This window comes from Planotetraspora silvatica, from assembly GCF_016863315.1.
Classification (GTDB): Bacteria; Actinomycetota; Actinomycetes; order Streptosporangiales; family Streptosporangiaceae; genus Planotetraspora; species Planotetraspora silvatica.
Genome location: NZ_BOOQ01000019.1, coordinates 233,614 through 258,003, shown reverse-complemented (window position 1 = coordinate 258,003; position 24,390 = coordinate 233,614). Strand labels below are relative to the sequence as shown.

Below are 24,390 nucleotides of genomic sequence, written 5' to 3'. Positions count from 1 at the left end.
AGGTGTCGGTCGCGCTGATGCCGGTGAGGGTGGTCTGGCCGGTGTTGGTGACCAGGAACGAGTACGTCACCGTCCGCCCGGCCGACAACACCGTGCTCGGGAAGGCGGTCTTCAGCAACGCCAACGACGAGACCTGTGCGGGGACCACCGTCGCCGTGGTCCCGGAAGACGCTCCCTGCTGGGTGGGCGTGTCAGCGCTGGCGTATACGACGGTCGCGGTGTCGGTCACCGTCGTGCCGGGTGAATCCGGCCCGAGTGTGACCCGGAATTTCACGGACGTGGACTGGCCGACCGCCAACGTGCCGCCGTTGAAGGGGCCCGCTCCGGTTCCCAACTGGACGTCGACCCGGTTGGCGACGAATTCCCCCTGGTCGTCCCCGACGGCATCCGTCTTGGGACCGGTGTTCGGACCCGAGGCCACGGAGATGGTCTCCGGTACGTAGATGGTGTTGGCGGGGATCGGGTCCGAGAGCACCACTCCGATGGCGTTGTCGTCCCCGACATTGGTCGCGGTGATGGTGTATTCGACGACGGATCCGGGCGCGGGTACCCCGCCGCCTATCACCTGGGCGGACTTGGTCATCTGGATGTTCGCCTGGTGGAGGTCGATTTGTGTGAAGAACGCGTGCGGCCAGTAGGCGTCACCCACGGTGCTGAAGGTGACCTGGGCCGAGGTGTCGTTGTTCCGGAACGCCGAAGACGCGTTGACGATGTTGGAGTCGTATCCCAGCGTGTTGGTGAAGGCGGGATTCCGGGTGAGCACCTGGTTCCCGAGTGTGCCGATGGTGGAATTGAAGAAGTTGTTGGCCGGGTGGATGGCGTCACTCAGCACGGTCAGCGGTCCGTTGGTGGTCTTGATGCTCAAAGAGTCGCCGACGATCGCGTTGTCACCGTCGTAGGCGATCTGGCCCAACTGGACGTTCGGGGTTCCGGTGACCGGAGTCTGGAAGCCGGACAAGTTGATCGTGGTGTTCGGCGCGCCGTTCTCCTGCTCCAGGAAGCCGTCGTACACCGAGATGTTCCGCAACGGCAGGGACGCGTCCCGGTAGGCCACCACGAGGGACCAGCCGCCGAACGCGCCGAGGCCGTCGAAGCCCCGGGCGGCTTGCAGGTTCGCCACCGAGTAGGTGCCGGCACCCGCCGACGCCACCAAAGACGTGACATCCGCGGAGGCGCCGTAGACGATTCCGGTCGCGGTGACGTTGTCAGGGGTGTCGCCGATGTCGGCGGCCGAGGCGGTGATCGTCTGGTAGGCGGTCGAGCCCGGGGCCTTGATCAGGACCTGCCCGCGCAGGCTGTTGTTCGGTGCGAAGCGGTTTCCGGACGGCAGGCCCGGTGTGTCCGTCGTGGTCTGGCTCCGCCCACCCCAGTAGAGGCGTGCGTACGCCACCTGCGCACCAGGCGACATCGCGAGGTCGGCGGTACTGGAGTTGAACGTCGACGCGTCACTGTCCACGTCGATGAAGGTGGCGGCGACGCTGTTGTTGCCCGAGCCGTTCCGGCGGGTGGGACAGTCCGCCACCGCCGGCGGATAACAGGTCACCACCGCGTTCCCCGCACGGGTCACCGCCCCTCGGTAATTGTCCAAATACCGCTGGGAGAACGCGATCGGCGACCGGAGCGCCACTCGCGCTCCCGCCTTCGCCCTCGATCGAGCCGCGTCGGCCTCGGTCGGAATCCTCTTGGACGACCCGCGCCGAGCAGCCGTGTCTCCGGGGGCCACGGGCGCCGGGTCAGCCGTGTCTCCGGGGGTGGCGGGCGCCGGATCAGCCGTGGCATCGGCCCGCGTGGTCTCGGCCTGCCCGGTCTCGGCCTCGGATCGGCTGGTCGTGGTCTCGCAGGTCTGCCCCGCGCTCGCGTCGACTGTGGGGATGGACACCTGCTCGGCGGGCGTCGGCACGGCGTAACGGATCGTCACGCTGTCACCGGCGGCGAGATCGCCTGTCCATTTGAGGAGCGGCTTGTCGTAGGTCAGCGTGCCCGAGGTCGTCTGCACAGTGCCCACGACCCCGTTGCCGGGGACGGCGGAAAGGTTCTCTGAGAAACTCGCCTGTTTCGCGTCGACGCCGCTGGTGTTGGCGACGAGCACCGTGACGATCGCGCGGTCGTCACCAGGCTGCATCTCCCGTGTGAGCCGCAGCGTCGGGCCCTGCTGGTCCGGACCGCAACTGATCACAACGGGCAGATCGGTGGTCACATCTCGCAATGGGGCGGAAGAGGCGTACGCCATCGGCCCCAGGCCGACCGCACATGCCACGAATCCCGTGAAAGCGCTTCCGAGGAAACCCTTGCGCGCGTAAGCCCCGACCAGCAAACCGACCTCCCGGAGGAATTCCGGCAAGACGTGCCGGATCGTTTTGAACGGGGGGCTTGCCTATTTCGTCACGCCATGATCTTGGTCGGGACAGGGAGAGGATAACCAGATCGCCGAGGGCTGAGGCATCAGGCGAACGCCAACTCTGGTCATCTGTCTGGTCATATCCTTGTCAGTGATTTGATTTATTGGCGTATGTCGTCAATTGGCGTACGCGGATCCGCGTCCACGACTGCCCGGTATAACCAATTGCAGGGTGATAAAGGAATAGTCGGAGATCGGTTCCGCGATGCACCCGGATACTGATATTTCGGTTTTCTTCCCGGGGTGATCGGTTCGCTCCGGCGGCGTTCCGCGAGTCGGGCCGCCGGAGGAAGGCGATGCCGGGCGACAGGCGAAGCCCCACCTCGGTGGCCGATGGGCAACATGGGGGAGGTTGCGCCTGATCGGGCAGGCGGGCCCATGGGCGGAGGTCCATGGGTCTTTCGTGAACGTAGGTGGAGTCGGTCAAGGGAAGTGCCCGCCTTCGTTGTTTGATCCAAAAATGGGCATCTGAGGGTTTCGAGAGAGGCGTGCGCGCGCTTTGGCTGGATATGTAGAGGGTTCGGGGCGGGCCGCCCGTCTCTGAGCGGTGGCTGATGGAGCGGTGGCGAGGCTTCTCGGCAGTAGGGACAACCGACCATCGGGAGGTTGATCCATGAGAACCCGGAACGAGCGCGAGTCGCGCAATACGGTTCCGCCGATGAGGCCCGGCGGGTGCTGAACACCGCCCGGATGTCCACGAAGACCTTCAAGTAGCGGTCACGCATACGGAACGGACCTCCTGGCCGGAGCGTTCGGCTGGCGCATTCCGACCGGGACCAGCGGAACCGGGGCCGGGATGGACGCTCGGGATTCGTGAGGGGATTAGGGAGATGGCGAAGGCAGTAGGCATCGATCTGGGCACGACGAACTCCGTGATCGCGACGACCGAGGACGGCCATCCGACGGTCATCCCGAATGCGGAGGGGTCGCGGACCACGCCGTCCGTGGTCGCGTTCACCGATCAGGGCGAGGTCCTGGTCGGCCAGATGGCCCGCCGCCAGGCGATCCTGAACCCGAAGGGCACGATCTATTCGGCCAAGCGGTTCATGGGCCGGCGGTTCGAGGAGGTGCACGACGAGATCAAGGCGGTCTCGTTCGACGTCGCGGCGGGTCCCGACGGGGCCGTGCGGTTCAAGGTCAAGGACAAGCAGTACGCGCCGGAGGAGATCTCGGCTTTCGTGCTGAGGAAACTCGTGGCCGACGCGGCGAAGTTCCTGGGCGAGAAGGTCACCGAGGCCGTCATCACCGTGCCCGCCTACTTCAACGACGCCCAGCGGCAGGCGACCAAGGACGCCGGCAAGATCGCCGGCCTGGAGGTCCTCCGCATCATCAACGAGCCGACCGCGGCCTCCCTGGCGTACGGCCTGGACAAGAAGGGCAGCGAAACCGTCCTCGTCTTCGACCTGGGCGGCGGGACCTTCGACGTCAGCATCCTCGACATCGGCGAGGGCGTGGTCGAGGTCCGCGCCACCGCCGGGGACACCCACCTGGGCGGCGACGACTTCGACCGCCGGATCGTCGACCACCTGGCCGACGAGTTCCAGTGCCAGGAAGGAATCGACCTCCGCGCCGACCCCCAGGCCTTGCAGCGGCTCTTCGAGGCAGCCGAGAAGGCCAAGGTGGAACTGTCGGCGGTCAGCCAGACCCAGATCAGCCTCCCGTTCATCACGGCGGACGCGAACGGGCCCAAGCACCTGAACACCACGCTGATGCGGTCCACGTTCGAACAGATCACCGCCGACCTGATCGATCGCGTCAGGGGGCCGGTCGAGCAGGCCATGGCCGACGCCAAGCTGACCTCGGCCGATCTCGACGAGGTGATCCTGGTCGGCGGGTCCACCCGCATGCCCGCGGTCCAGCAGACCGTGCGCCGTATGACGGGAAAAGACCCCAACATGACGGTCAACCCCGACGAGGTCGTGGCGCTCGGCGCGGCGGTCCAGGCGGCCATCATCAGGGGCGAGGTCAAGGACGTCGTGCTGCTCGACGTCACCCCGCTGTCGCTCGGGGTCGAGACGCTCGGCGGTCTCATGACGAAGATCATCGATCGGAACACCACGATCCCGGCCCGCCGTACCGAGATCTTCAGCACCGCCGAGGACGACCAGTCGGCCGTCGACGTGGTCGTCCTGCAGGGCGAGCGGGAACGCGCCGCCGACAACCGCGTGCTCGGCCGGTTCCGCCTGGAGAACATCCGGCCCGCGCCCCGCGGGGTGCCGCAGATCGAGGTCACCTCCGACATCGACGCGAACGGCATCCTCAACGTGACCGCCAAGGACAAGGACACCGGAGCCGAGCAGCGCATCACGATCAGCGAGAGCTCCAACCTGGACACCGGCGAGATCGACCGGATGATCGCCGACGCCGAGCGACACCGCGCCGACGACGCGGCTCTCCGCGAGGCGATCGACGCCCGCAACGAGCTCGATTCGATCGCCTACCAGGTGGAGCGGCGCCTGTCCGAGCTCGGGGACACCGTTCCGGTCCACGAGAAGGCCCGGGCGGAACAGTTGATCGCCGACGCCCGTCAGGCCATCAAGGAAGAGGCGCCCGTCGACAGGCTGCGCGGTCTGGCGGGGGAGCTGCAGCAGGTCTTCCACGCGCTGGGGGCCGGCGCCCAGCCGCGACAGCCCGGGCAGCAGCCGGGGCAGCCCGGCGCCGGCGGGCCGGACGAGGACGTGATCGACGCCGAGTTCACCAGTCCGGAGTGACATGACCGACAAGGATAGGAACCCGCGCGCTCCGGCGGCCGAGGCCGCGGAGGCGGGACCGGCCGCTGAGCGGCCGGCCGTAACCGGGAGGCCGCAGGAGCCGGGCGCGCCTGAGACGGCCCGCGAAACCGGCGCACCTGGGACGGCCCGCGAAACCGGCGCGACGGCGGTCGAACCCGAGCCGCATGCGAGGGGGCCCGGGGCGGCCCGCGAGAGCGCCGAGACGAGCGCCGGCACGGACGCCCGGCTGGAGGATCTGCACAATCGGTGGCTGCGTGCGGTCGCGGAGCTCGACAACCTCCGGAAGCGGACGGCCAGGGACATCGCCAGACAACGGCTCGACGAGCGGGCGCGGGTCGCCGCGGAGTGGCTGCCGGTCATCGACAACCTTGAACTGGCGCTCCGGCACGCGGACGCCGACGCCGATCCCGGCGCGGTCATCCAAGGCGTCCGCGCCGTCCGCGACCAGGCGGTGGCCGTACTCGCCCGGCTGGGCTTCCCCCGCGTGGAGGCTCTCGGGACGCGGTTCGACCCCGCCAGGCACGAGGCCGTGAGCACGGTGGAGGACCTGGAGGCCGAGCCGGGCACGGTCGTCGACGTCGTACGGCCCGGCTACGGCGAGGGTCCCGACCAGCTGCGCCCCGCGTCGGTCGTCGTGTCCACCAAGGCGGAGGACTGATGGCGGACCGCGACTTCTACGAGATCCTCGGGGTGCCGCGAACGGCCGGCCGCGAGGAGATCCAGCGGGCCTACCGCAAGCTCGCGCGCTCCTACCATCCCGACGTCAACAAGGACCCCGGGGCCGAGGACCGCTTCAAAGAGGTGTCGGAGGCGTACGAGGTGCTGTCCGATCCTGAGACCCGCCGGCGCTACGACGCGTTCGGCCGGGACTTCCGGCAGGTGCCCGAGGGGGTGGACCCGGCGGCGTACGCCCGGGCCCGGGCCGGTGCGGGCACGGGAGGCCGGGCCGGGTGGGCGCGCGGCCCGGCCGGGCAGGAGGTCCGGTTCGAGACCGGAGAGGGCATCGACTTCGAGGAGCTGTTCGGCGGCATGTTCAGGGGGCGCGGGGGACGCCGGGGCCGCGGCTGGGGTCCGATGCCCGGAGCCGACCAGGAGGCCGAGCTGCCGCTGACGGTCGAGGAAGCCCACCGCGGCGGCCGCCGCACGATCACCCTTCCCGGCCGCGGAGGATTCCGGACGCTGGAGGTCACGATCCCCCCGGGCGTCCGCGACGGGCAGCGGGTCCGGCTCGCGGGTCAGGGCGGCGAGGGCGCCGGCGGCGCGAAGAGGGGCGACCTCTACTTGATCGCGCGAATCAGCGATCACCCCCGCTACCGCGTCGAGGGACGCGACATCCACGTCCAGCTGCCCCTCACCCCTGCGGAGGCCGCGCTGGGCGCGACCGTGGCGGTCGAGACCCCGGGCGGGGAGGCGAAGGTCAAGGTTCCGCCCGGTTCCTCCTCCGGGCGCCGCCTGCGCCTGCGCGGGCAGGGCATGCCCAACCCTCGCGGCGACCCCGGGGACCTGTTCGCCGAGGTCCGGATCATGGTCCCGCGCACGCTGAGCGCCGAGGAGCGCCGCCTCTATGAGCAGTTGGCCGGCGTCTCCAGCGTCAACCCGCGCTCCGAATCGGGAGGGAGGACCAGGCCATGAGCCATCCCCTCGTACGGCTCCCGCTCCTGAACCTGGAGTCCTTCGCACAGGCGACCGGCCTGCATCCGGAACTGGTGCGCCGCCTGGTCGCGCTGGGCCTGATCGACGCCTTCCGCGACGCGGCGGGGGACCTGTGCTTCCCGCCCTCCCAGCTCGCCGCCGCCGGGCGCCTGCAGAGGCTGCACACGCAACTGGCCGTCAACTACGCCTCGCTGGGTCTGGTGGCGGACCTGCTCGACCGCATCGCGGAGCTCGAAGCGGCTCTGCGGACCCGCGCGAGAACTCCCGGAGGCATGCCGTGGACGTGAACCGCCTCACCCAGAAGTCACAGGAGGCCCTGCACGACGCGCAGACCAAGGCGACCCGCTTCGGGCACACCGAAGTCGACGGCGAGCATCTCCTGTCCGCGTTGCTGGAACAGCCGGAAGGGCTGGTCCCACGCCTGCTCTCGGCCGCCGGCGCCGACGCGGACAAGCTGGCGTTGGAGCTCGAGGCCGAGCTGGGACACCGGCCCCGTGTGACCGGTCCCGGCGCCGCGCCCGGCCAGGTGTACCTGACCCAGCGGTTGTCCCGTCTGCTGGAGGCCGCCGATCGGGAGGCCAGGCGGCTGAAGGACGAGTACGTCTCGGTCGAGCACCTGCTGCTCGCACTGCTCGACGAGGGGCCGGACACCGCCGCGGGGCGGCTGCTCAAGGCGCACGGCCTCAGCCGCGAGCGCTTCCTGGAGATCCTCACGCAGGTGCGCGGCAACCAGCGGGTGACCTCGGCCAACCCGGAGGTCGCCTACGAGGCTCTGGAGAAGTACGGCCGTGACCTGGTCGCCGCCGCCAGGGCGGACAAACTCGACCCGGTCATCGGCCGCGACGGCGAGATCCGCAGGGTCGTGCAGATCCTGTCCCGCAAGACCAAGAACAATCCGGTCCTCATCGGCGACCCGGGAGTCGGCAAGACCGCGATCGTGGAGGGCCTCGCCCAGCGCATCGCCCGAGGCGACGTCCCGGAGGGCCTGAAGGACAAAACGATCTTCAGTCTCGACGTGGGCGCCCTCGTCGCGGGGGCGAAATACCGCGGCGAGTTCGAGGAGCGCCTCAAGGCCGTGCTCACCGAGGTCACGTCGGCGGAAGGGCGGATCCTGCTGTTCGTCGACGAGGTTCACAACGTCGTCGGCGCGGGCGCGGCCGAGGGCGCCATGGACGCGGGGAACATGCTGAAGCCGATGCTGGCCCGCGGCGAACTCCACATGATCGGCGCGACGACGATCACCGAATACCGCAAGCACATCGAGAAGGACGCCGCGCTGGAGCGCCGCTTCCAGCCCGTCTTCGTGGACGAGCCGTCGGTGGAGGACTCCGTCTCCATCCTGCGCGGCCTGCGCGAGCGCCTCGAGGTGTTCCACGGCGTGAAGATCACCGACAGTGCCATCGTCGCCGCGGTCGTCCTGAGCCACCGCTACATCAGCGACCGCTTCCTGCCCGACAAGGCGATCGACCTGGTCGACGAGGCGTGCGCGATGCTCCGTACGGAGATCGACTCCATGCCGGCCGAGCTGGACGAGCTCACGCGCCGGGTGATGCGCCTGGAGATCGAGGAGGCGGCCCTCGCCAAGGAGGACGACCCGGCGAGCCGGACCCGCCTGGAGGCGCTGCGCGCCGAACTCGCCGATGTGCGCGCCCAGGCCGACGCCATGCGCGCCCAGTGGGAGGCCGAACGGCACGCCCTGCACAAGGTGCAGCAACTGCGCCAGGAGATCGAGGTGGTCCGGCGCGAGGCCGAGCAGGCCGAGCGCACGTACGACCTGAACCGCGCCGCCGAACTGATGCACGGCAGGCTGCCCGAGCTGGAACGCAAGCTGGAGGCCGCGGAGAGGCAACTGGAATCCAAGCACGGTGCGGGGCGGCTGCTCCGCGAGGTCGTCACGGAAGAGGAGATCGCCGGCATCGTGTCCCGCTGGACCGGCATCCCGGTCAGCAGGCTCCAGGAGGGCGAGCGGGACAAGCTGCTGCACCTCGACCAGATCCTGCACGAGCGCGTCATCGGTCAGGACGAGGCCGTGCAGGCCGTCTCCGACGCGATCATCCGGGCGCGTTCCGGGATCAAGGACCCGCGCCGGCCCATCGGGTCGTTCATCTTCCTCGGCCCGACCGGCGTCGGGAAGACCGAACTGGCCAAGACCCTCGCCGAGGCGCTGTTCGACACCCAGGACAACATGGTCCGCGTCGACATGAGCGAGTACCAGGAGCGCCACACGGTCAGCCGGCTGGTCGGCGCACCGCCCGGATACGTCGGCTATGAGGAGGGCGGCCAGCTCACCGAGGCCGTACGGCGCAAGCCGTACTCGGTCGTGCTGTTCGACGAGATCGAGAAGGCCCACACGGACGTCTTCAACACCCTGCTGCAGGTGCTCGACGACGGGCGGCTCACCGATGCCCAGGGCCGTACGGTCGACTTCCGCAACACCGTGATCATCATGACGTCCAACATCGGCTCGCACTTCCTGAGCGAGAAGGCCGCTCCCACGGGCGAGATCGACCCCGAGGTGCGCGAGATGGTGATGGCCGAACTGCGCGCGCGGTTCCGGCCCGAGTTCCTCAACCGGATCGACGACATCGTGCTGTTCAAGCCGCTCACCGAGCCGGAGATCGAGCAGATCGTGTCACTGATGTTCACCGAGATCAGGATCCGGCTCGCCGAACGCAGGATGACACTGGAGGTCGCACCCGAGGCCGTGCGCTTCATCGCCGAGCAGGGGTTCGACCCCGTCTACGGCGCACGGCCGCTGCGCCGCTTCATCGCGCGCGAGATCGAGACCCGCGTCGCCCGCGCCCTGGTCGCCGGCGATGTCGTCGACGGCGCGGTCATCCGTGTCGGACTGACCGGCGGCACACTCTCGGTGACGTACGAGAATCCGGAGGTCTGACCATGCGGTCACAGGCCGAGGACGCGAGCGTCGTCCGATGCTCGAAGTGCGGACGGAAGAACCGGCTGCCCAGTGCCGCCTCGGGGATCCCGCAGTGCGGCGACTGCCACCAGCCGCTTCCCTGGGTCACCGAGGCGGGGGACGACGACTTCAGCGATGTCGTCGAGGCGGCTCGAATGCCGGTGGTCGTCGACTTCTGGGCACCCTGGTGCGCGCCGTGCCGCCAGGTCAGCCCGGCGCTGGAGCAGATCGCGGCCGATCTGGCCGGTCGCCTGAAGCTGGTGAAGGTGAACGTCGACGACGCGCCCCGGCTGTCGGAACGCTTCGCCGTACAGGCCATCCCGACGCTTGTAGTGATCGATCAGGGGAGAGTCGTCACCCGGCGGGCGGGTGCGGCGTCGGCTCCCGCCCTACGCGAATGGGTGGACGCCGCGCTGGCCGCCTGACCTCTCCGAACGCAACCAACCGCATGCGAGGGAAATCATGAGAGCCGTGGTGTACGAGGGACCTCGGCAGGTCAATGTCGAGAGAGTCCCGGACGCACTCATAGAGCGGCCCACCGATGTCCTGGTCCGCATCACCACGACCAACATCTGCGGGTCGGACCTGCACATGTACGAAGGGCGGACCGACTTCGAGACGGGCCGCGTCCTCGGTCACGAGAACCTCGGCGAGGTGGTCGAGGTCGGATCGGCCGTCGACCACGTACGCGTCGGCGACGTGGTCTGCATCCCGTTCAACATCTCGTGCGGCTTCTGCGCGAACTGCGAAAAGGGCCTGACGGCCTACTGCCTCACCACCAATCCCGAGCCGGGCATGGCCGGGGCGGCGTACGGCTTCGCGGCCATGGGGCCCTACGACGGCGGCCAGGCCGAGTTGTTGCGCGTGCCGTACGGCGACGTCAACTGCCTCGTCCTCCCGGACGACGCCAAGGAGAAGCAGAACGACTACGTGATGCTCGCCGACATCTGGCCGACCGGCTGGCACGCGACCCGGCTCGCCCAGGTGGAGGCGGGCGACTCGGTCGTGATCTACGGGGCGGGGCCCGTCGGGCTGATGGCCGCCTACTCCGCCGTACTCAGGAGCGCGAGCAAGGTGATGGTCGTCGACCGCCACCCCGACCGGCTCGCCAAGGCCGAGGAGATCGGCGCGATCGCGATCGACGACTCCCGGATGCCACCGGTCGATCAGGTCATGGAGCTCACCAAGGGCCTGGGCGCCGACCGGGGCTGCGAGTGCGTGGGCTACCAGGCGCACGACCCGCAGGGGCACGAGCACCCCAACATGACGCTCAACGACCTCGTCAGATCGGTCAAGTTCACCGGGACCATCGGTGTCGTCGGCGTCTTCGTCCCGTCGGATCCCGGTAGCCCGAACGATCTCTACAAGCAGGGGGAGATCGCCTTCGACTACGGGATGTTCTGGTTCAAGGGCCAGACGATGGCCAACGGCCAGTGCAACGTGAAGGGCTACAACCGGGCGCTCATGACGCTCATCCACGAGGGGAAGGCCCGGCCGTCCTGGGTCGTCTCGCACGAACTGGACCTGGACGACGCGCCGCGGGGTTACGAACATTTCGACCGGCGGGATCTCGGCTGGACGAAGGTCGTCCTCCATCCCGGCAAGCTCAGCTGACACGCGGTCTCCGGGGATCTGGATCGGGGTCTTCGGTGCCGGTGCGTTCATGTGCTGACCCACCAGGGTTCGTCGGACAGCGGAGTGGCGGACGCTCCGGCGGGCTATGGTCTGGCATAACCGCTGCTGAGCAAAGGTGACGTTTATGGCCGAGGTCGTTGCCCAGCCACTGTTGTCCGAGGGGACCGCGCCCGGTCCGAAACCGATCCTCCACGGCAAGCGTCCGCTCCCGGCACATGCGGCGGTCTACGCCTTCGTCGCGGTGCCGCTGCTGGCGGTGATCGTGGCTGTGCCGGTCGCCTGGGGGTGGGGACTCGGCTGGGTCGACGTCATCCTCGCCGCGTTCTTCTACACGGTGACGTGCCTCGGCGTGACGGTCGGCTTCCACCGCTACTTCACCCATGGCGCCTTCAAGTCCCGCCGCGGCCTCCGGGTCGCGCTGGCAGTGGTCGGCAGCATGGCGGTGCAGGGCCCGATCCTGCACTGGGTCGCCGACCACCGCCGCCACCACGCCTTCTCCGACAAAGAGGGCGACCCGCACTCACCCTGGCTGTTCGGCACCTCCCCGGCGGCGTTGGCGCGTGGCTTCTGGCACGCCCACATGGGCTGGGTACTCGACCGTGACCTGACCAACCAGCAGCGGTTCATCCCCGACCTGCTGACCGACCGGGACATCCGCCTGGTCCACCGGCTGTTCGGTCCGCTGACCGCCGCCACGTTGATCCTGCCCGCCGTCCTCGGCGGTCTGCTCACCTGGACGTGGTGGGGGGCCGTGACCGCCTTCTTCTGGGCCGGTCTGGTCCGGATCGCGTTGCTCCACCACGTCACCTGGTCGGTCAACTCGATCTGCCACATGATCGGCGATCGGCCGTTCACCACGCGCGACAGGTCGGCGAACTTCTGGCCACTGGCGATCCTGAGCATGGGCGAGTCCTGGCACAACCTGCACCACGCCGACCCGACGTGCGCCCGGCACGGTGTACGGCCCGGCCAGATCGACATTTCGGCCCGGCTCATCTGGATCTTCGAGAAGCTCGGTCTCGTCCACGACGTGCGGTGGCCGACGCCTGCCCGGCTCGCCCGCCTCGCGCGCGGCGAGCAGGCACGAGGCGGATGATCGGATATCGATCTTCAGGCCCGCGCCGGATCCATGGTCGACCTCACACCGGGCGGTTGAGCAGCGCGACGAGCCGCTTCGGCGCGATCAACCGGTAACTGTCTTCGACCAGCCCGGCGATCTCGTCCCAGTCCTGCTCGACGTCGAGCCGAGCCCCCACCCAGCCCTTGGCTCCCACGTATGCCGGGACGAAGAAGCGTTCGGGATCCGACGAGACCAGAGCCTCCTGCACACCCGGACCTGCCTTGAACGTCATGGAAGCGCCGTCCTCGCCGGTCATCAGGAAAAGCTTGTCGCGTATGCGGAACGACGGCGCCGTGTGCCCGCCGAACGGCTTCTCGACCGCCTCCGGCAATGACAGACAGATGTGCCGCAGCCGCCCTGTGACATCCTCGCCATCCACCTGGCCACCATCCCTTGCAGTCCGGTCGTGAGTACGACATCACATCACGAGACGGGCGGTGGGCTCGCACGACGAGGTCTGCGGTTTCGGCTGCGATGGTGTGGCGATGCCGTGCGTGAGCGGCTGCGACTGCGTGACCGGCTGCGTGACGACGCCGACGGCGGTGGCCAGGGCATATATGGCGGCGGACGAGCGTCATAAAGAGGTCCCGTCAGCTTGGGAGGAGCCGTCATGACAGATCGAATCGGGCCGACACGGCACAGGTGCGCCGTCACTGTGCTCGGGGGGCCGACGACGGTGATCGACATCGGTGGTTTGCGGATCATCGCGGATCCCACCTTCGACGACCCGGGTCAGAAGGCGTACCTGACCAAACTCACCGGCCCCGCCGCGTCCGAGACGGACGTCGGCCCGGTGGACGCGGCGCTGGTCAGCCACGACCTCCATCCGGACAACCTCGACGAGCGTGGCCGGGCGTTCGCTCTGGCCGCACCGGTGCTGCTGACCGGGCCCGTGAGCGCCCGGAGGCTGGGGCCGCCCGCCGTCGGACTCGCTCCCTGGACCACCCATGAACTTCCGCGGGCCGATGGCGGCGGACTCCTGGAGGTCCGGGCCCTGCCCGCCGTACATGGTCCGCAGGACGGCGTCCGCGACGAGGACGGTCATGTGAACTGCGAGGTCACCGGGTTCCTGCTGTCGGGCCAGGACCTCCCCACCGTCTACGTCAGCGGTGACAACGCGTCGATGGGAGCGGTCGCCGAGATCGCCCGCCGGGTGGGCCCCGTCGATGTGGCCGTCCTCTTCATCGGTGGGGCACGGGTGCCGGCGAAAGAACGCGGCCGGCCCCTCACGCTCACCAGCGAGCGTGCCGCCGCGGCCGCGGCCGTCCTGGATGCGCCCATCGTCATTCCCGCGCATTACGACGGATGGGCCCATTTCTCCGAGGGGCACGCCGAGATCGATCGGGCCTTCGACGACGCCGGGCTCACCTCCCGCCTGCGCGTCGCCGATCACGGTGAGTGGACGGCGCTGACGCCCTGACCGCGGCTCTCCGCGCCGCCACGTTCACGTGCGCGGGGCGGCCAGTCGGGGGAGCACCCTCACCAGGACCGGGCCGCGCGAAGCAGCCGGTCGCGGACGAGAGTGACGTGGGGGCGTTCGGGCGAGCCCGGGCGTTGCGCGAGGAAGCCGGTGTTGATGGGCGGGTCGTCGGGGTCGAGGAGCGTCACGAGTTCGCCGGTGCCGAGCTCACGGGCACAGAGATAGCGGGGGAGCACGGTGACTCCGGCTCCGGCGACGACGGCCGCCAGCACTCCACGCAGGTCGGGGACGACCACGGCGGGTGATCTGGTCAGACGCGCGCGGAAGACGTGGCGCCAATACCGGCGGACGATGGGCAGGTCCTCCGCGTAGGCGACCAGCGGGGCGTCGTTCAGGGGGCCGGCGTCGTCGCAGCCGACGGGACCGATCCTGTCGGCCCACACAGGCGTGGCCACCAGCACGAACTCCTCGTCCATGAGCGGCACGGCGACCACGGAGCGCCCGCGTGGGCGGATCGGGGACAGGACGAGGTCGAAACGCCCCGCGCGCAGGCCGTCGAGCAGGTCGTCGGCGAGGCCGGTGGTGATCCGCAGTCGCAGACCCTGCTCGACCAGTGGGGCGAGGGCGGGCAGGACCCGGATGCTCAGCACCTCGGCCGGGCCGCCGAGATGCACCGGTTCGGAGGACGCACCACCCGGGCGGCCTCGTCCGGCCACCTCCGCCAGTTCGTCCAGAGGGCCGGCGACCTGCACGGCCAGCTCGTCGGCCACTGACGTGGCGACCACGCCCCGGGGCAGCCGCTCGAACAGCCGGCGATCGAGTTGTGCCTCCAGAGCGCGTATCTGGCTCGTCACCGTCGGCTGGGACAGCCCCAGCAGCGCGCCGGCCGCGGTGAAGGAGCCCGCGCGGTGCACGGCGAGGAACGTCCGCAGCAACATCAGGTCCAGCGGCCCACCATCCGCCCCATCGCCCAGGGGAGTGGCTGAGGTATCGGCATGTCTATGGCTCATAGAGGCAAGGCTATTGGTTTTCCTATGTATGGGCGACCTACGATCGAGACGTTCCCGCGGGCTGACCTGATGGTCCGTCCTGCCGCGAACGGAACCCCATCTACTGGAAAAGAGTGGAACATATGGCACTGATTCTCATCACCGGCGCCTCGGACGGACTCGGCCGCGCTCTGGCGGAAGACCTCGCGGCGGGTGGGCGGCACCGGTTGCTGCTGCACGGGCGAGACGCCCGGCGCCTCGACGAGGTCGCCGAAGCCACCGGGGGCGAAACGTTCAAAGCCGATTTCTCGTCTCTCGCCGACGTGCGGCGTCTCGCCGCGGAGATCGCCGAATCGCACGACCGGCTGGACGTCCTCGTCAACAACGCCGGCATCGGATTCCACGTCGAAGGATCCACGCGGCAATCGTCGGCCGACGGGCATGAGCTGCGCCTCGCGGTCAACTATCTCGCGCCTGTGCTGCTCACCCGGGAACTGCTTCCCCTGCTCCGCCGAGCCGCACCCGCCCGGATCGTCAACGTCGCCTCGATCGGCCAGCAGCCGATCGACTTCGACGATCCGCAACTCGAGCGCGGATACACCGACGTCGCCGCCTACTGCCGCTCCAAGCTCGCGCTCATCAGCCACACCCACGATCTGGCCGAGGAACTCGACGGGAGCGGCGTCACGGTGAACAGTGTCCATCCCGCGACGTACATGCCGACGGCCATGTCCCGGAGATCCGGCATGGAGATCGTCGACTCTCTGGAGAAGGGGGTGGCGGCCACCCGGCGTCTGGTGGAAGCACCCGAACTGGCCGAGGTCACCGGCCGCTACTTCGACGGAGAGAAGGAGGCGCGTGCCTCCGAGGAGGCCTATGACCCGGACTACCGTCGGCGTCTCAGCGAACTGACACAGAAGCTGCTGGCGGACTTCTGACCTCTCGTGACGAACCCCGCCGCGCGGATCGGCCAGGCGGGTGCACCTCGCCGAGGATCACGTGAGACCAGCGCCTCACGACGAGGCCTTCACCCCCCGGCCTCGGCTTGGTCGTCGACAGGACAACGCGCACCCAAGATTGCGCCATCCGGCCGTTGGGAGGACGGCCGACGCGGTGTCACGGGGTAGGAAGTCGACACCATTGATGCCGAAGTACCCGCCACCACATGACTTCAGGGGCAGGTGCGCAGAGAAATGAGCCGTCGCCTTGTGGGGAATCCGTCTGTCAGCGTGGTCGTCGACATGCGACGGCTGACATCCGCTCTGCTGATGATCGTGATCGCGGGCGCCATGGCGTCACCGCCGGCGAGCGCGAGCACACCGGGCATGGTCGCGGCCTCGGCTGACGACCATGGCCCCGTGCGCAACGGAAACGGCGTCAAGAACCGGAATTATTCAGCGGTGCGGAGCCCCACCATCATGCACGGCCAGCAACAGGTGTCGATCAGCATCAGTGGGAAGACCAACACCCAGTCCGCTCTGTGCAACCGAGGCCGCCACGCCTGCGTCATCTCGCAGAGGATCCGGACGTCCCACGGCCGGTGACTTCCGGGGCCCGTACGCCGGCGACGCGCCGCGGGGGAGTCCCCAGAGCGAGCGTCTGGCGTCTGCGAGATTTTGTCGGTCTCCGCGGGGACAATCGGCGCATGGAGAAGCCAACGATCGTTTCGGCTGAGGAGTGGGAGCAGGCCCGCGACGAGCTGCTCAAGGCCGAGAAGGAAGTCACCCGGGCTCAGGACGCGCTCGCCGCGCGGCGTCGCCGCCTCCCGATGGTCAAGTTCGCCGACGGGTACGCGTTCGACACGCCCAGCGGCACGAAGACCCTGCTCGACCTCTTCGAGGGCCGGGGACAGCTGGTCGTCTATCAGTTCATGGACAACGGGCCCGACCACTACTGCCCCGGCTGCACCTGGTTGACGAACAACGTCCCCGTGGGCGGGCTGGCCGGGCTGGCCGAGCGCGGGGTCACGTGGGTGACCGTGTCGAACATGCCGCTCGCCCAGATCGAGGCGTACAAGGCGCGGATGGGCTGGACGCCGCCGTTCGTGTCGTCACACGGCACGTCCTTCGCGGACGACTGCGGCGCGGGCCGCGGCTTCATGCTCAGCGTGTTCCTCCGCGACGGCGAGGACGTCTACCGGACGTACAACACCACCTCGCGCGGCGTGGATCGGCTCGTCTTCGCCAACAGCATCTTCGACCTGACCCCGTACGGCCGGCAGGAGGACTGGGAGGACTCCCCGCCCGGCTGGCCGCAGCGCCCCACGTACGGATGACGGGGGGCTGCGGCGTCGTTGAGCCGGTGGTCGAGTAGACGACCGTTCGGTCAGAACCAGCCGCGGCGGCGGGCCATGGCGGCGAGGCCGTCGCGCAACGACTGCTCCACCCCTCCCGGGTGGTCGCCGTACCGGACCGTGAAACGGTTGTAGACGTCGTGGCCGGAGGTCAGGAAGCCGCCCCGCGTGTCGGCCTCGAGGATCACGTCCATCGAGGACGGCCCGGCGACGAACGTCAGCTCAAGCTGGTTGAAGTGACGGCGCCATTCCGGGCCCGCGTGATATTCGATCTCCTGGTAGAAGGGCATCGACGAGCCGCGCAGCGTGCCCTTCTCCAGGTCGGCGCGGCCGAAGCGGAAGCCCATCCGGTCAAGGGCGGCGAGCAGGTGACCCTGCTCCGGCAGGGGCTCGACGTACAGCGGGTCGAGGTCGCCCTTGTCGAGGGCCCCGGCGAGTGCGAGTTCGGTGGCCACCCCGAGCCGCATCCCCGGCAGCGGTCGCCCGCCGATCGCGCTGAGGGGCGTCTCCCATGGCACGGGGATCGAGAACGGGAGGGACCGAGCCTCGCCTGACCTGAGCTCGAACGGGCCGGAGACGCGGGACCTCAGGAAGGTGTAGGTGGCGTGGTGCTCGCTGTCGCCGTGCTCGACCTCCACGACGGCGGTGAAGTCGATGGTGATCTCGTCGACCTTGTGGTCGGCGGAGCCTCCCTTGAAACGGACCTCGCCTTGAAGGAGCCCACCCGGGCGCACCTGCGGTGTGCTCAGCACCGTGTCCACCTCGACGCCGGCCCCGAGTGCGGTCATCAACTTCCGGAACACCATTCACCCCTCACTTGGCTTCTCGCCGCGATCAACGGACGACGCCACGATCGGGTTCCGGCTTCCTTCAGGTCTCCTGCGCGACCGTGGACGAGGGTCGGGCCTGCCGCTCGTCGAAGCGCTGACGGGCCTGGTCGATGTGGTCGACGTGCTGCCGGGTCCATATGCACAGGGCGTTGACCGTCGTACGCAGCACGAGCCCGGCGTCGGTGAGGCTGTAGTCGACTCGAGGTGGCACCGTCGGATACACGAGGCGGTCCACCACGCCGTCGCGTTCCAGGATGCGCAGGGTCTGCGCGAGCATCTTGTGACTGATGCCCTCGACGGCGGCGCACAGTTCGGTGAAGCGCAGGGTGCTCTCGCCGATCGTGTTGATGATCAGCAGCGCCCACTTGTTGGCGATGTCGGTGAAGATCTCGGCTGCCAGTGCTTCGGTCCGCTTCACCTCGGCGGGCTCCATGCCGTCGGTCACCTGCTTGGTCACCTCGGGGTTCCCCTCTCACCCAAAAGTGCGTTCTTCCGGACTGAAACTCACTTATCTACCGTAAAGGTATGAAATGCCATCAAACCTCATGGAGTAATCGATGAGCGTCCTCAGGACCTACGCCCGCCTCTGGGTGGACGACCTGGACCAGGCCCTGCCCGTCCTGCGGGAGCTCGTCGGTGAAGAGCCGGACCTCTATTTCGCGTTCGACAACGTCAAGGCCGCAGCTGTCGGGCACTTCCTGGTCATCGACGTGCCGGCGGAGGAACGGGCGAAGTATCCGGCCTCCGCGACCGTGGTCGTCTCCGACCTTGACGAGATCTCCCGGCTGGTCGTGGCGCGCGGGGGGCGGATCACCGTTCCCGCGACCGCGGCCGAGACCGGAAGGTTCCTCTATGCCCGGCACGCGGACGGCGCCGAGATCGAGTACGTGGAGTGGACACCCGATCTCGTCCGGCGCATCGCGGGACACCGTCACCTCCCACCGGCGGTGTGACTTCCTGCCCCTCGCGTCCGTAGGCGGACGACAACCGACCGGGCGCGGCCTGCTCGATCCGGCCGGGGCGGCCATCTTCGTGCACGGCCGTGTCGGCTCAAGGTTTCCGTACCTTGGCGTAGTGCCGGGCTGCGCGTGCGCGGTTGCCGCAGCCGGGCGAACACCACTCCCGACGTGGTGTGTCCCGGACGAAGTGCAGCACGCAGCCGGGTCCCTGGCAGGCGCATACCTCCAGGCGCGGCGGCCCGGCGAACAGGTGCACCGCCTCTTCGGCGATCATGGCGAGAACGGCCGGGACCGGCCGGCCCGCCGTGCCCACCGTGACGTGCGGCTCGGGGGCGAGGTGCAGTTCATGCCACCGCGGGGTCTGCCGAGCGTGACGGTTGAGCGTTTCGACCGCATCGGGGTCGGCGCTCCGGCCCGCCGCGGTCGCGACCGCGAGTAGCCGGATGGCGTCGCGGAGTTCCCTGCCGGAGGCCAGGTCGTCGTCGGTCACGGCGAGCAGGTCGGCGTCCGTGAGGCGAATCTCCAGGCGTGTCCGCACGTTTCGCAGCCAGGCGGCGAGGTGCTCGGCGGTCTGCAGGCCGTCCCGGGGACGGCCTCGCACCGCGTATGCGGTATTGCCGAGTTCGAGCGGCAACGGCTCCCCCAGGATCGGGGCTCCGCCATCGGTGAGGTCTGCCACATCCACTTTCTAATGGTACCTGGCTGTTGACTCCGTGAGAAGTGTGCGAACATTATCTAGCGGTACGGCGGCGCATCAACCGTTAGAAGAGGCGAAAGCGGTGGCGCCCGACTCGCGACGATCACTTGAATTCCGGAGGTTTTTCCATGGGTGCCGCCTTGCACACCGGCCATGTCGGGTTGAACGTGACCGATCTGGCTCGTTCGATCACCTTCTACCGCCAGGTCTTCGGTTTCGAGATCATCGGACAGCAGAGCGACGGAGACCGTAGGTTCGCCTTCCTCGGCGTGGAAGGTACGCCGACGGTCACGTTGTGGCAGCAGAGCGGGGGCACGTTCGCCACCGACCAGCCCGGACTTCATCACCTGGCCTTCCAGGTCGCCGACCTGGACGCGGTGCATCGGGCCGAGGCCACGCTGCGCGAGATCGGCGCTGAACTGATCTACGACGGCATCGTCGCGCACGGCGAAGGTGCGAGCTCCGGTGGAGTGTTCTTCACCGATCCGGACGGCATCCGTCTGGAGATCTTCGCCCCGGCCGCGACAGGACTCGCGCCCGCACCCACCCAGGGCGCGCCGACCTGCGGTTTCTTCTAAAAATCCGCTCGCCGGGCCGGACCGCGCCGTGTGGTCCGGCCCGGGACCCGTAAGGAGTTCCCATGTTCCATCCAGGCGAACGCACGGTGCAACGCCGTGCCGGCGTCACCGTCGGGGCCCACGGGTCGGCCGGTGTGGGCGCGGTCATTCCGCCGGTGGCAGCCGACTTCCTCAACCTGCAGCGCATGTTGGTGATCGCCGCCGTCGACGACGGCACCGTGTGGGCCAGTGTGCTCACAGGCCCGCCCGGTTTCATCACCACACCCGACGACCGCACCATCGTCGCCGCCCGCTTGCCCGGCGCGGGCGATCCCCTCGCCGGGCGGTTCACCACCGAAGCGGACATCGGCATGCTTGCCATCGAGCAGGCCAGTCGCAGGCGGATGCGGGTCAACGGCAGAGCCCACGCGGACGGTGACCGGCTTCGGATCCACACCGAGCAGGTGTACGCGAACTGCCCGAAGTACATCCAGACCCGCACGGCCATCGAGGACGACACCCGGACGGCGAACGCGTCGGCACATGTCACCCGCGAGCCGACCCCCGCCCATCGGCGATGGATCGCCTCCGCCGACACGTTCTTCGTCGCCACCCATGCCGCGGGCCTGGGCGCCGACGCCTCACACCGCGGTGGAAACCCCGGGTTCGTCACGATGACCGGCGACCGGCGGCTGACGTGGCCGGACTACACCGGCAACTCGATGTACATGACCCTGGGCAATCTCGAACTCGACCCACGCTGCGGCCTGCTCTTCCTCGACTGGGAGAACGGTCACACGCTGCACCTGACCGGCCGCGCCCGTACCGACTGGGACCAGGACAGGGCGGCGGCGACACCCGGTGCGCACCGGCTCATCGACTTCGACATCGAACAGGTGGTCCAGGTCACCGGAGCCCTCCCGGAGCGCTGGTCGTTCGGCGGGTACTCCCGGTTCAACCCCGCCACAAGCCTCGAATCCCACCGCACTGGAAGGCAATCATGATGCGCGTCCGTGTGGACATGACACTGTGCGAGACGCACGCCCAATGCGTGTTCGCCGCTCCGGAGGTGTTCACCCTCAATGACGACGACGAACTCGTGTACGACGCCACACCCGGCGATGCCGTGAGGCCCGCGGTCGAACAGGCCGCCCGTGCGTGTCCCGTCCAGGCCATCACCGTGGACCGGGCCTGATCGATGCGGCACCTCTGGGCCTGTCGTCAGGGCCTTGGGCCCTCGCGATGAGCGCACTGCCGGCACACGGTTCGAGCTCATCTACCGCGTGGGGACAGGAAGGTGTTCCACCTTGCATCTCGACACGCCCGCTTCCGAGCGCTCGCAAACGACGAAGGCCGCGGTTTCCGGCGCGCTCGTCTCTTCGTCGCCGGCAGGGGTGGCCTCAGTGGACCGGGCCCTCCACGGCATGGTGGCCGTACCGGCCAGCAACCCCTCGATCGTTTGGAGCTCCGTGTTCCGAGGCTCCGGGTGATGTTCGTATCCCGCGCTGCCCAGCGCCAGGGCGACGGCCAGGCCGAGCAGATTGATCTCGTTGGGCTGATCCGGGATGGTGGAATCGCCGGTGGGTTCGAGGCGTATCCCCTCGCCGCCTGATTCGACGATCCGCGCTGTGTATTTGCGCACCATGAGTCCGGCCTTCCTGTCGTCGGTCGGCGGCACAGATGTCCGGCTGGGGGATGAGTCCTGGGGTGTCACCGTTTTCCGCTACTCGACGATTATCGCGTCCTCGAATCAGGAACCGGCCGCGCCACCCGCCCGGGGCTGAGCACGCCTCGCGTGGGTGGGTGAAACCGATGCGCAAGCTGTGACGCGACGGCACTCCTGAGGGTCGCGTCACCCATACGAGCGCAGGCAAGACCAACGGGCCTCCGGGGCGACTGCCGGAGGCCCGTCGGCCCGGATTCATCGGAAGCGGCGCAGGCGGAGGCTGTTGCTCACCACGAACACACTGGAGAACGCCATGGCCGCACCGGCGATCATCGGGTTGAGCAACCCGAGTGCGGCCAGCGGCAGGGCGGCCACGTTGTAGGCGAAGGCCCAGAAGAGGTTGCCCTTGATCGTGCGCAGCGTCCGTCGCGACAGCCGGATCGCGTCGGCGGCGACGCGCAGGTCACCGCGGACCAGCGTCAGGTCGGCGGCCTCGATGGCCACATCGGCCCCGGTGCCCATGGCCAGGCCGAGGTCGGCCTGGGCGAGCGCGGCCGCGTCGTTGACGCCGTCGCCGACCATCGCCACGACCTTCCCTTCGGCCTGGAGCCGCTTGACGACGTCGACCTTGTCGGCGGGCAGCACCTCCGCGACGACTGCGCCGATGCCGACCTCGGCGGCGACCGACCGCGCGACGGTCTCGTTGTCGCCGGTCAGCAGCACCGGGGTCAGGCCGAGCGCGCGCAACCGGGAGACGGCCTCCGCCGAGGTGGGCTTGACGACGTCGGCGACCGCGAGGACCGCGCGCGCCTTGCCGTCCCAGCCGACGGCGACAGCCGTACGGCCGGCGTCCTGCGCGGCGTGCAGCGCGCGCTCCAGGTCGTCAGGCAGATGCTGCGACCACTCGGCGAGCAGCCTGGGCCGCCCGACGAGTACGGCGTGGCCGTCCACGACGCCCTGCACACCGAGGCCCTCGACGTTGGCGAAGTCCTCGGGAGTGGGCAGTTCCCCGACCTGTTCGGCGGCGCCCCGGGCGATCGCCTGGGCGATCGGGTGCTCTGAGGCGTGTTCCAGCGCCCCGGCCAGGCGCAGGACCTCGCCGCGGTCCTCACCCTCGGCGGCGACGACCTTGACCAGGGTCATCCTGCCCTCGGTGACGGTGCCGGTCTTGTCCAGGACGACGGTGTCGATCCCGTGGGCGGACTCCAGCACCTCGGGCCCCTTGATGAGGATGCCGAGCTGGGCTCCTCTGCCGGTGCCGACCAGCAGAGCGGTCGGGGTGGCCAGTCCGAGCGCGCAGGGGCAGGCGATGATGAGCACGGCGACCGCCGCGGTGAAGGCCGCCCCCGCGCCCGCGCCGGTGCCGAGCCAGAAGCCCAGTGTGCCGACGGCAAGCGCGATCACGGTCGGCACGAAGACCGCCGAGATCTTGTCCGCGAGCCGCTGGGCCTGGGCCTTGCCGGTCTGCGCCTCCTCCACGAGCCGGGCCATCTGGGCGAGCCGGGTGTCGGCTCCGACTCTGGTGGCCCGGACGACCAGCCGGCCTCCCGCGTTCACGGTCGCGCCGGTGACGGCGTCACCCGGCCGGACCTCGACGGGGACGGATTCGCCGGTCAGCATGCTCGCGTCGACGGCCGAGGTGCCCTCTTCGATCACGCCGTCGGTGGCGATCTTCTCGCCTGGCCGTACGACGAAGAGGTCGGCCACGGCCAGCCGGTCGACGGGGACGCGTTCCTCGGTGCCCTCGCGGAGCACCGTGACGTCCTTGGCGCCCATCTCCAGCAACGCCCGCAACGCGGCGCCCGCGCGGCGCTTGGATCGGATCTCGAAGTAGCGGCCCGCGAGGATGAAGGCCGTCACGCCCGCCGCGGCCTCGAAATAGATGGCGCCCGCCCCGTCGCCGCGTGCGATGGTGAAGTCGAACCCGTGGGTCATGCCGGGGGTGCCCGCCGTACCGAAGAACAACGCCCATAACGACCAGCCGAACGCGGCGATCGTGCCCAGCGACACCAGCGTGTCCATGGTGGCCGCGCCATGCCGCAGGTTGGTCCACGCGGCCTTGTGGAAGGGCTGGCCGGCGTAGACCACGATCGGTGCCGCGAGCGTCAGCGAGAGCCACTGCCAGTACGTGAACTGCAGTGGCGGGATCATCGCCATCGCGATCACGGGAACGGCCAGCACCACCGACGTGATCAAGCGTGTCCGCAGCGGCCGGAGCTCGTCATCCGGCGCCGGTTCCTCCGGCTTTCCGGGAGGTTCGGGCAGTCTGGCCGTGTACCCGGCCTTCTCGACCTCGGCGATGAGCTGCCGCGGGTCGAGATCCTCGAGGAAGGTCACCTTGGCCTTCTCCGTGGCGTAGTTGACCGACGCGGTCACGCCGTCCAGCTTGTTGAGCTTGCGCTCGATCCTGGTGGCGCAGGACGCGCAGGTCATGCCCCCGATCGAGAGTTCGACCGCGCCGCGGGCGGCCTGCGGTCTGTCATGCGTGGTGGAGGTCATCACCACTCCTTTCCGGCGTACCGGG

The 24,390-nt window shown here is 69.1% G+C and carries 24 protein-coding genes; 16 read left to right on the top strand and 8 right to left on the bottom strand.

From position 1 onward, the window contains the following. On the bottom strand, window positions 1-2,197 hold a 2,197-nt coding region (locus Psi02_RS15825), incomplete at its 3' end, for a DUF11 domain-containing protein (protein ID WP_203974773.1). A 1,031-nt stretch (window positions 2,198-3,228) separates the two neighbouring features. On the opposite strand from Psi02_RS15825, the gene dnaK reads away from it, so the two are divergent. From dnaK to Psi02_RS15785, 8 genes are all read left to right on the top strand, one after another. Next, on the top strand, window positions 3,229-5,109 hold the full coding sequence (gene dnaK / locus Psi02_RS15820) for a molecular chaperone DnaK (RefSeq protein ID WP_203974771.1): 1,881 nt from the start codon (window positions 3,229-3,231) through the stop codon (window positions 5,107-5,109). Between the two features lies 1 nt (window position 5,110). Further along, complete coding sequence (locus tag Psi02_RS15815; RefSeq protein ID WP_203974769.1) at window positions 5,111-5,788, top strand: nucleotide exchange factor GrpE; 678 nt, start codon at window positions 5,111-5,113, stop codon at window positions 5,786-5,788. Continuing rightward, window positions 5,788-6,762 carry a DnaJ C-terminal domain-containing protein gene (locus Psi02_RS15810; RefSeq protein WP_203974767.1) on the top strand — a complete coding sequence of 325 codons (975 nt, stop codon included), beginning with the start codon at window positions 5,788-5,790 and terminating at the stop codon, window positions 6,760-6,762. The genes Psi02_RS15815 and Psi02_RS15810 overlap by 1 nt, the downstream gene beginning before the upstream one ends. Beyond that, window positions 6,759-7,070: a chaperone modulator CbpM gene (locus Psi02_RS15805; RefSeq protein WP_203974765.1), complete on the top strand. Its 312-nt coding sequence runs from the start codon at window positions 6,759-6,761 to the stop codon at window positions 7,068-7,070. The genes Psi02_RS15810 and Psi02_RS15805 overlap by 4 nt, the downstream gene beginning before the upstream one ends. Beyond that, window positions 7,061-9,679: an ATP-dependent chaperone ClpB gene (gene clpB, locus Psi02_RS15800; protein ID WP_203974764.1), complete on the top strand. Its 2,619-nt coding sequence runs from the start codon at window positions 7,061-7,063 to the stop codon at window positions 9,677-9,679. The genes Psi02_RS15805 and clpB overlap by 10 nt, the downstream gene beginning before the upstream one ends. 2 nt (window positions 9,680-9,681) lie before the next feature. Then, on the top strand, window positions 9,682-10,125 hold the full coding sequence (gene trxA, locus Psi02_RS15795) for a thioredoxin (protein ID WP_203974762.1): 444 nt from the start codon (window positions 9,682-9,684) through the stop codon (window positions 10,123-10,125). Between the two features lie 49 nt (window positions 10,126-10,174). Then, window positions 10,175-11,314: a glutathione-independent formaldehyde dehydrogenase gene (locus Psi02_RS15790; protein WP_308442241.1), complete on the top strand. Its 1,140-nt coding sequence runs from the start codon at window positions 10,175-10,177 to the stop codon at window positions 11,312-11,314. 145 nt (window positions 11,315-11,459) lie between these two features. After that, window positions 11,460-12,431, top strand: coding sequence for an acyl-CoA desaturase (locus Psi02_RS15785; RefSeq protein ID WP_203974758.1), 972 nt, complete (start codon window positions 11,460-11,462; stop codon window positions 12,429-12,431). Between the two features lie 43 nt (window positions 12,432-12,474). Here Psi02_RS15785 and Psi02_RS15780 read toward each other — a convergent pair whose 3' ends face one another. Next, a complete protein-coding gene (locus Psi02_RS15780; RefSeq protein ID WP_203974756.1) occupies window positions 12,475-12,834 on the bottom strand; it encodes an MmcQ/YjbR family DNA-binding protein in 360 nt (119 codons plus the stop codon). 231 nt (window positions 12,835-13,065) lie between these two features. Here Psi02_RS15780 and Psi02_RS15775 point away from each other — a divergent pair, with 231 nt between their 5' ends. Then, window positions 13,066-13,875 carry an MBL fold metallo-hydrolase gene (locus Psi02_RS15775; protein ID WP_203974755.1) on the top strand — a complete coding sequence of 270 codons (810 nt, stop codon included), beginning with the start codon at window positions 13,066-13,068 and terminating at the stop codon, window positions 13,873-13,875. A 59-nt stretch (window positions 13,876-13,934) separates the two neighbouring features. Here Psi02_RS15775 and Psi02_RS15770 read toward each other — a convergent pair whose 3' ends face one another. Beyond that, the gene (locus Psi02_RS15770) at window positions 13,935-14,885 is read right to left on the bottom strand and encodes a LysR family transcriptional regulator (protein ID WP_203974754.1); all 951 of its coding nucleotides are present in this window, start codon (window positions 14,883-14,885) and stop codon (window positions 13,935-13,937) included. Window positions 14,886-15,007: 122 nt separating this feature from the next. Here Psi02_RS15770 and Psi02_RS15765 point away from each other — a divergent pair, with 122 nt between their 5' ends. The 3 genes from Psi02_RS15765 to Psi02_RS15755 all read left to right on the top strand — a co-directional run bounded on the left by Psi02_RS15765 (window position 15,008) and on the right by Psi02_RS15755 (window position 17,139). Further along, window positions 15,008-15,802: an SDR family NAD(P)-dependent oxidoreductase gene (locus tag Psi02_RS15765; RefSeq protein ID WP_203974753.1), complete on the top strand. Its 795-nt coding sequence runs from the start codon at window positions 15,008-15,010 to the stop codon at window positions 15,800-15,802. 255 nt (window positions 15,803-16,057) lie between these two features. After that, window positions 16,058-16,408 carry a hypothetical protein gene (locus tag Psi02_RS15760; protein ID WP_203974752.1) on the top strand — a complete coding sequence of 117 codons (351 nt, stop codon included), beginning with the start codon at window positions 16,058-16,060 and terminating at the stop codon, window positions 16,406-16,408. A 101-nt stretch (window positions 16,409-16,509) separates the two neighbouring features. After that, window positions 16,510-17,139 carry a DUF899 domain-containing protein gene (locus Psi02_RS15755; protein ID WP_203974751.1) on the top strand — a complete coding sequence of 210 codons (630 nt, stop codon included), beginning with the start codon at window positions 16,510-16,512 and terminating at the stop codon, window positions 17,137-17,139. A gap of 50 nt (window positions 17,140-17,189) precedes the next feature. On the opposite strand, the gene Psi02_RS15750 is transcribed toward Psi02_RS15755, so the two are convergent. Both Psi02_RS15750 and Psi02_RS15745 read right to left on the bottom strand, forming a co-directional pair. Next, window positions 17,190-17,945, bottom strand: a complete 756-nt coding sequence (locus Psi02_RS15750) for a sporulation protein (RefSeq protein WP_239094922.1) — start codon at window positions 17,943-17,945, stop codon at window positions 17,190-17,192. Window positions 17,946-18,027: 82 nt separating this feature from the next. Continuing rightward, on the bottom strand, window positions 18,028-18,444 hold the full coding sequence (locus Psi02_RS15745) for a winged helix-turn-helix transcriptional regulator (RefSeq protein WP_239094921.1): 417 nt from the start codon (window positions 18,442-18,444) through the stop codon (window positions 18,028-18,030). Window positions 18,445-18,544: 100 nt separating this feature from the next. On the opposite strand from Psi02_RS15745, the gene Psi02_RS15740 reads away from it, so the two are divergent. After that, complete coding sequence (locus Psi02_RS15740) at window positions 18,545-18,940, top strand: VOC family protein (protein ID WP_203974749.1); 396 nt, start codon at window positions 18,545-18,547, stop codon at window positions 18,938-18,940. Window positions 18,941-19,037: 97 nt separating this feature from the next. Here Psi02_RS15740 and Psi02_RS15735 read toward each other — a convergent pair whose 3' ends face one another. Next, window positions 19,038-19,631 (bottom strand): CGNR zinc finger domain-containing protein, encoded by a 594-nt coding sequence (locus Psi02_RS15735; protein ID WP_239094920.1) that lies wholly within the window; start codon window positions 19,629-19,631, stop codon window positions 19,038-19,040. Between the two features lie 140 nt (window positions 19,632-19,771). Between Psi02_RS15735 and Psi02_RS15730 the strand changes: the two genes are divergently transcribed. The 3 genes from Psi02_RS15730 (at window position 19,772) to Psi02_RS15720 (ending at window position 21,395) form a co-directional block, all read left to right on the top strand. Continuing rightward, window positions 19,772-20,221 carry a VOC family protein gene (locus tag Psi02_RS15730; protein ID WP_203974748.1) on the top strand — a complete coding sequence of 150 codons (450 nt, stop codon included), beginning with the start codon at window positions 19,772-19,774 and terminating at the stop codon, window positions 20,219-20,221. Between the two features lie 62 nt (window positions 20,222-20,283). Next, the gene (locus tag Psi02_RS15725; RefSeq protein WP_203974747.1) at window positions 20,284-21,204 is read left to right on the top strand and encodes a pyridoxamine 5'-phosphate oxidase family protein; all 921 of its coding nucleotides are present in this window, start codon (window positions 20,284-20,286) and stop codon (window positions 21,202-21,204) included. Then, a complete protein-coding gene (locus tag Psi02_RS15720) occupies window positions 21,201-21,395 on the top strand; it encodes a ferredoxin (RefSeq protein ID WP_308442240.1) in 195 nt (64 codons plus the stop codon). Before Psi02_RS15725 ends, Psi02_RS15720 begins: the two co-directional genes overlap by 4 nt. An 81-nt stretch (window positions 21,396-21,476) precedes the next feature. Here the strand turns inward: Psi02_RS15720 and Psi02_RS15715 are convergent, their stop codons facing one another. Further along, a complete protein-coding gene (locus Psi02_RS15715) occupies window positions 21,477-21,878 on the bottom strand; it encodes a hypothetical protein (RefSeq protein ID WP_203974745.1) in 402 nt (133 codons plus the stop codon). A 243-nt stretch (window positions 21,879-22,121) separates the two neighbouring features. Further along, entirely contained in the window at window positions 22,122-24,365 is a 2,244-nt protein-coding gene (locus Psi02_RS15710) for a heavy metal translocating P-type ATPase (protein ID WP_203974743.1), read from the bottom strand. Window positions 24,366-24,390: the final 25 nt, after the last annotated feature.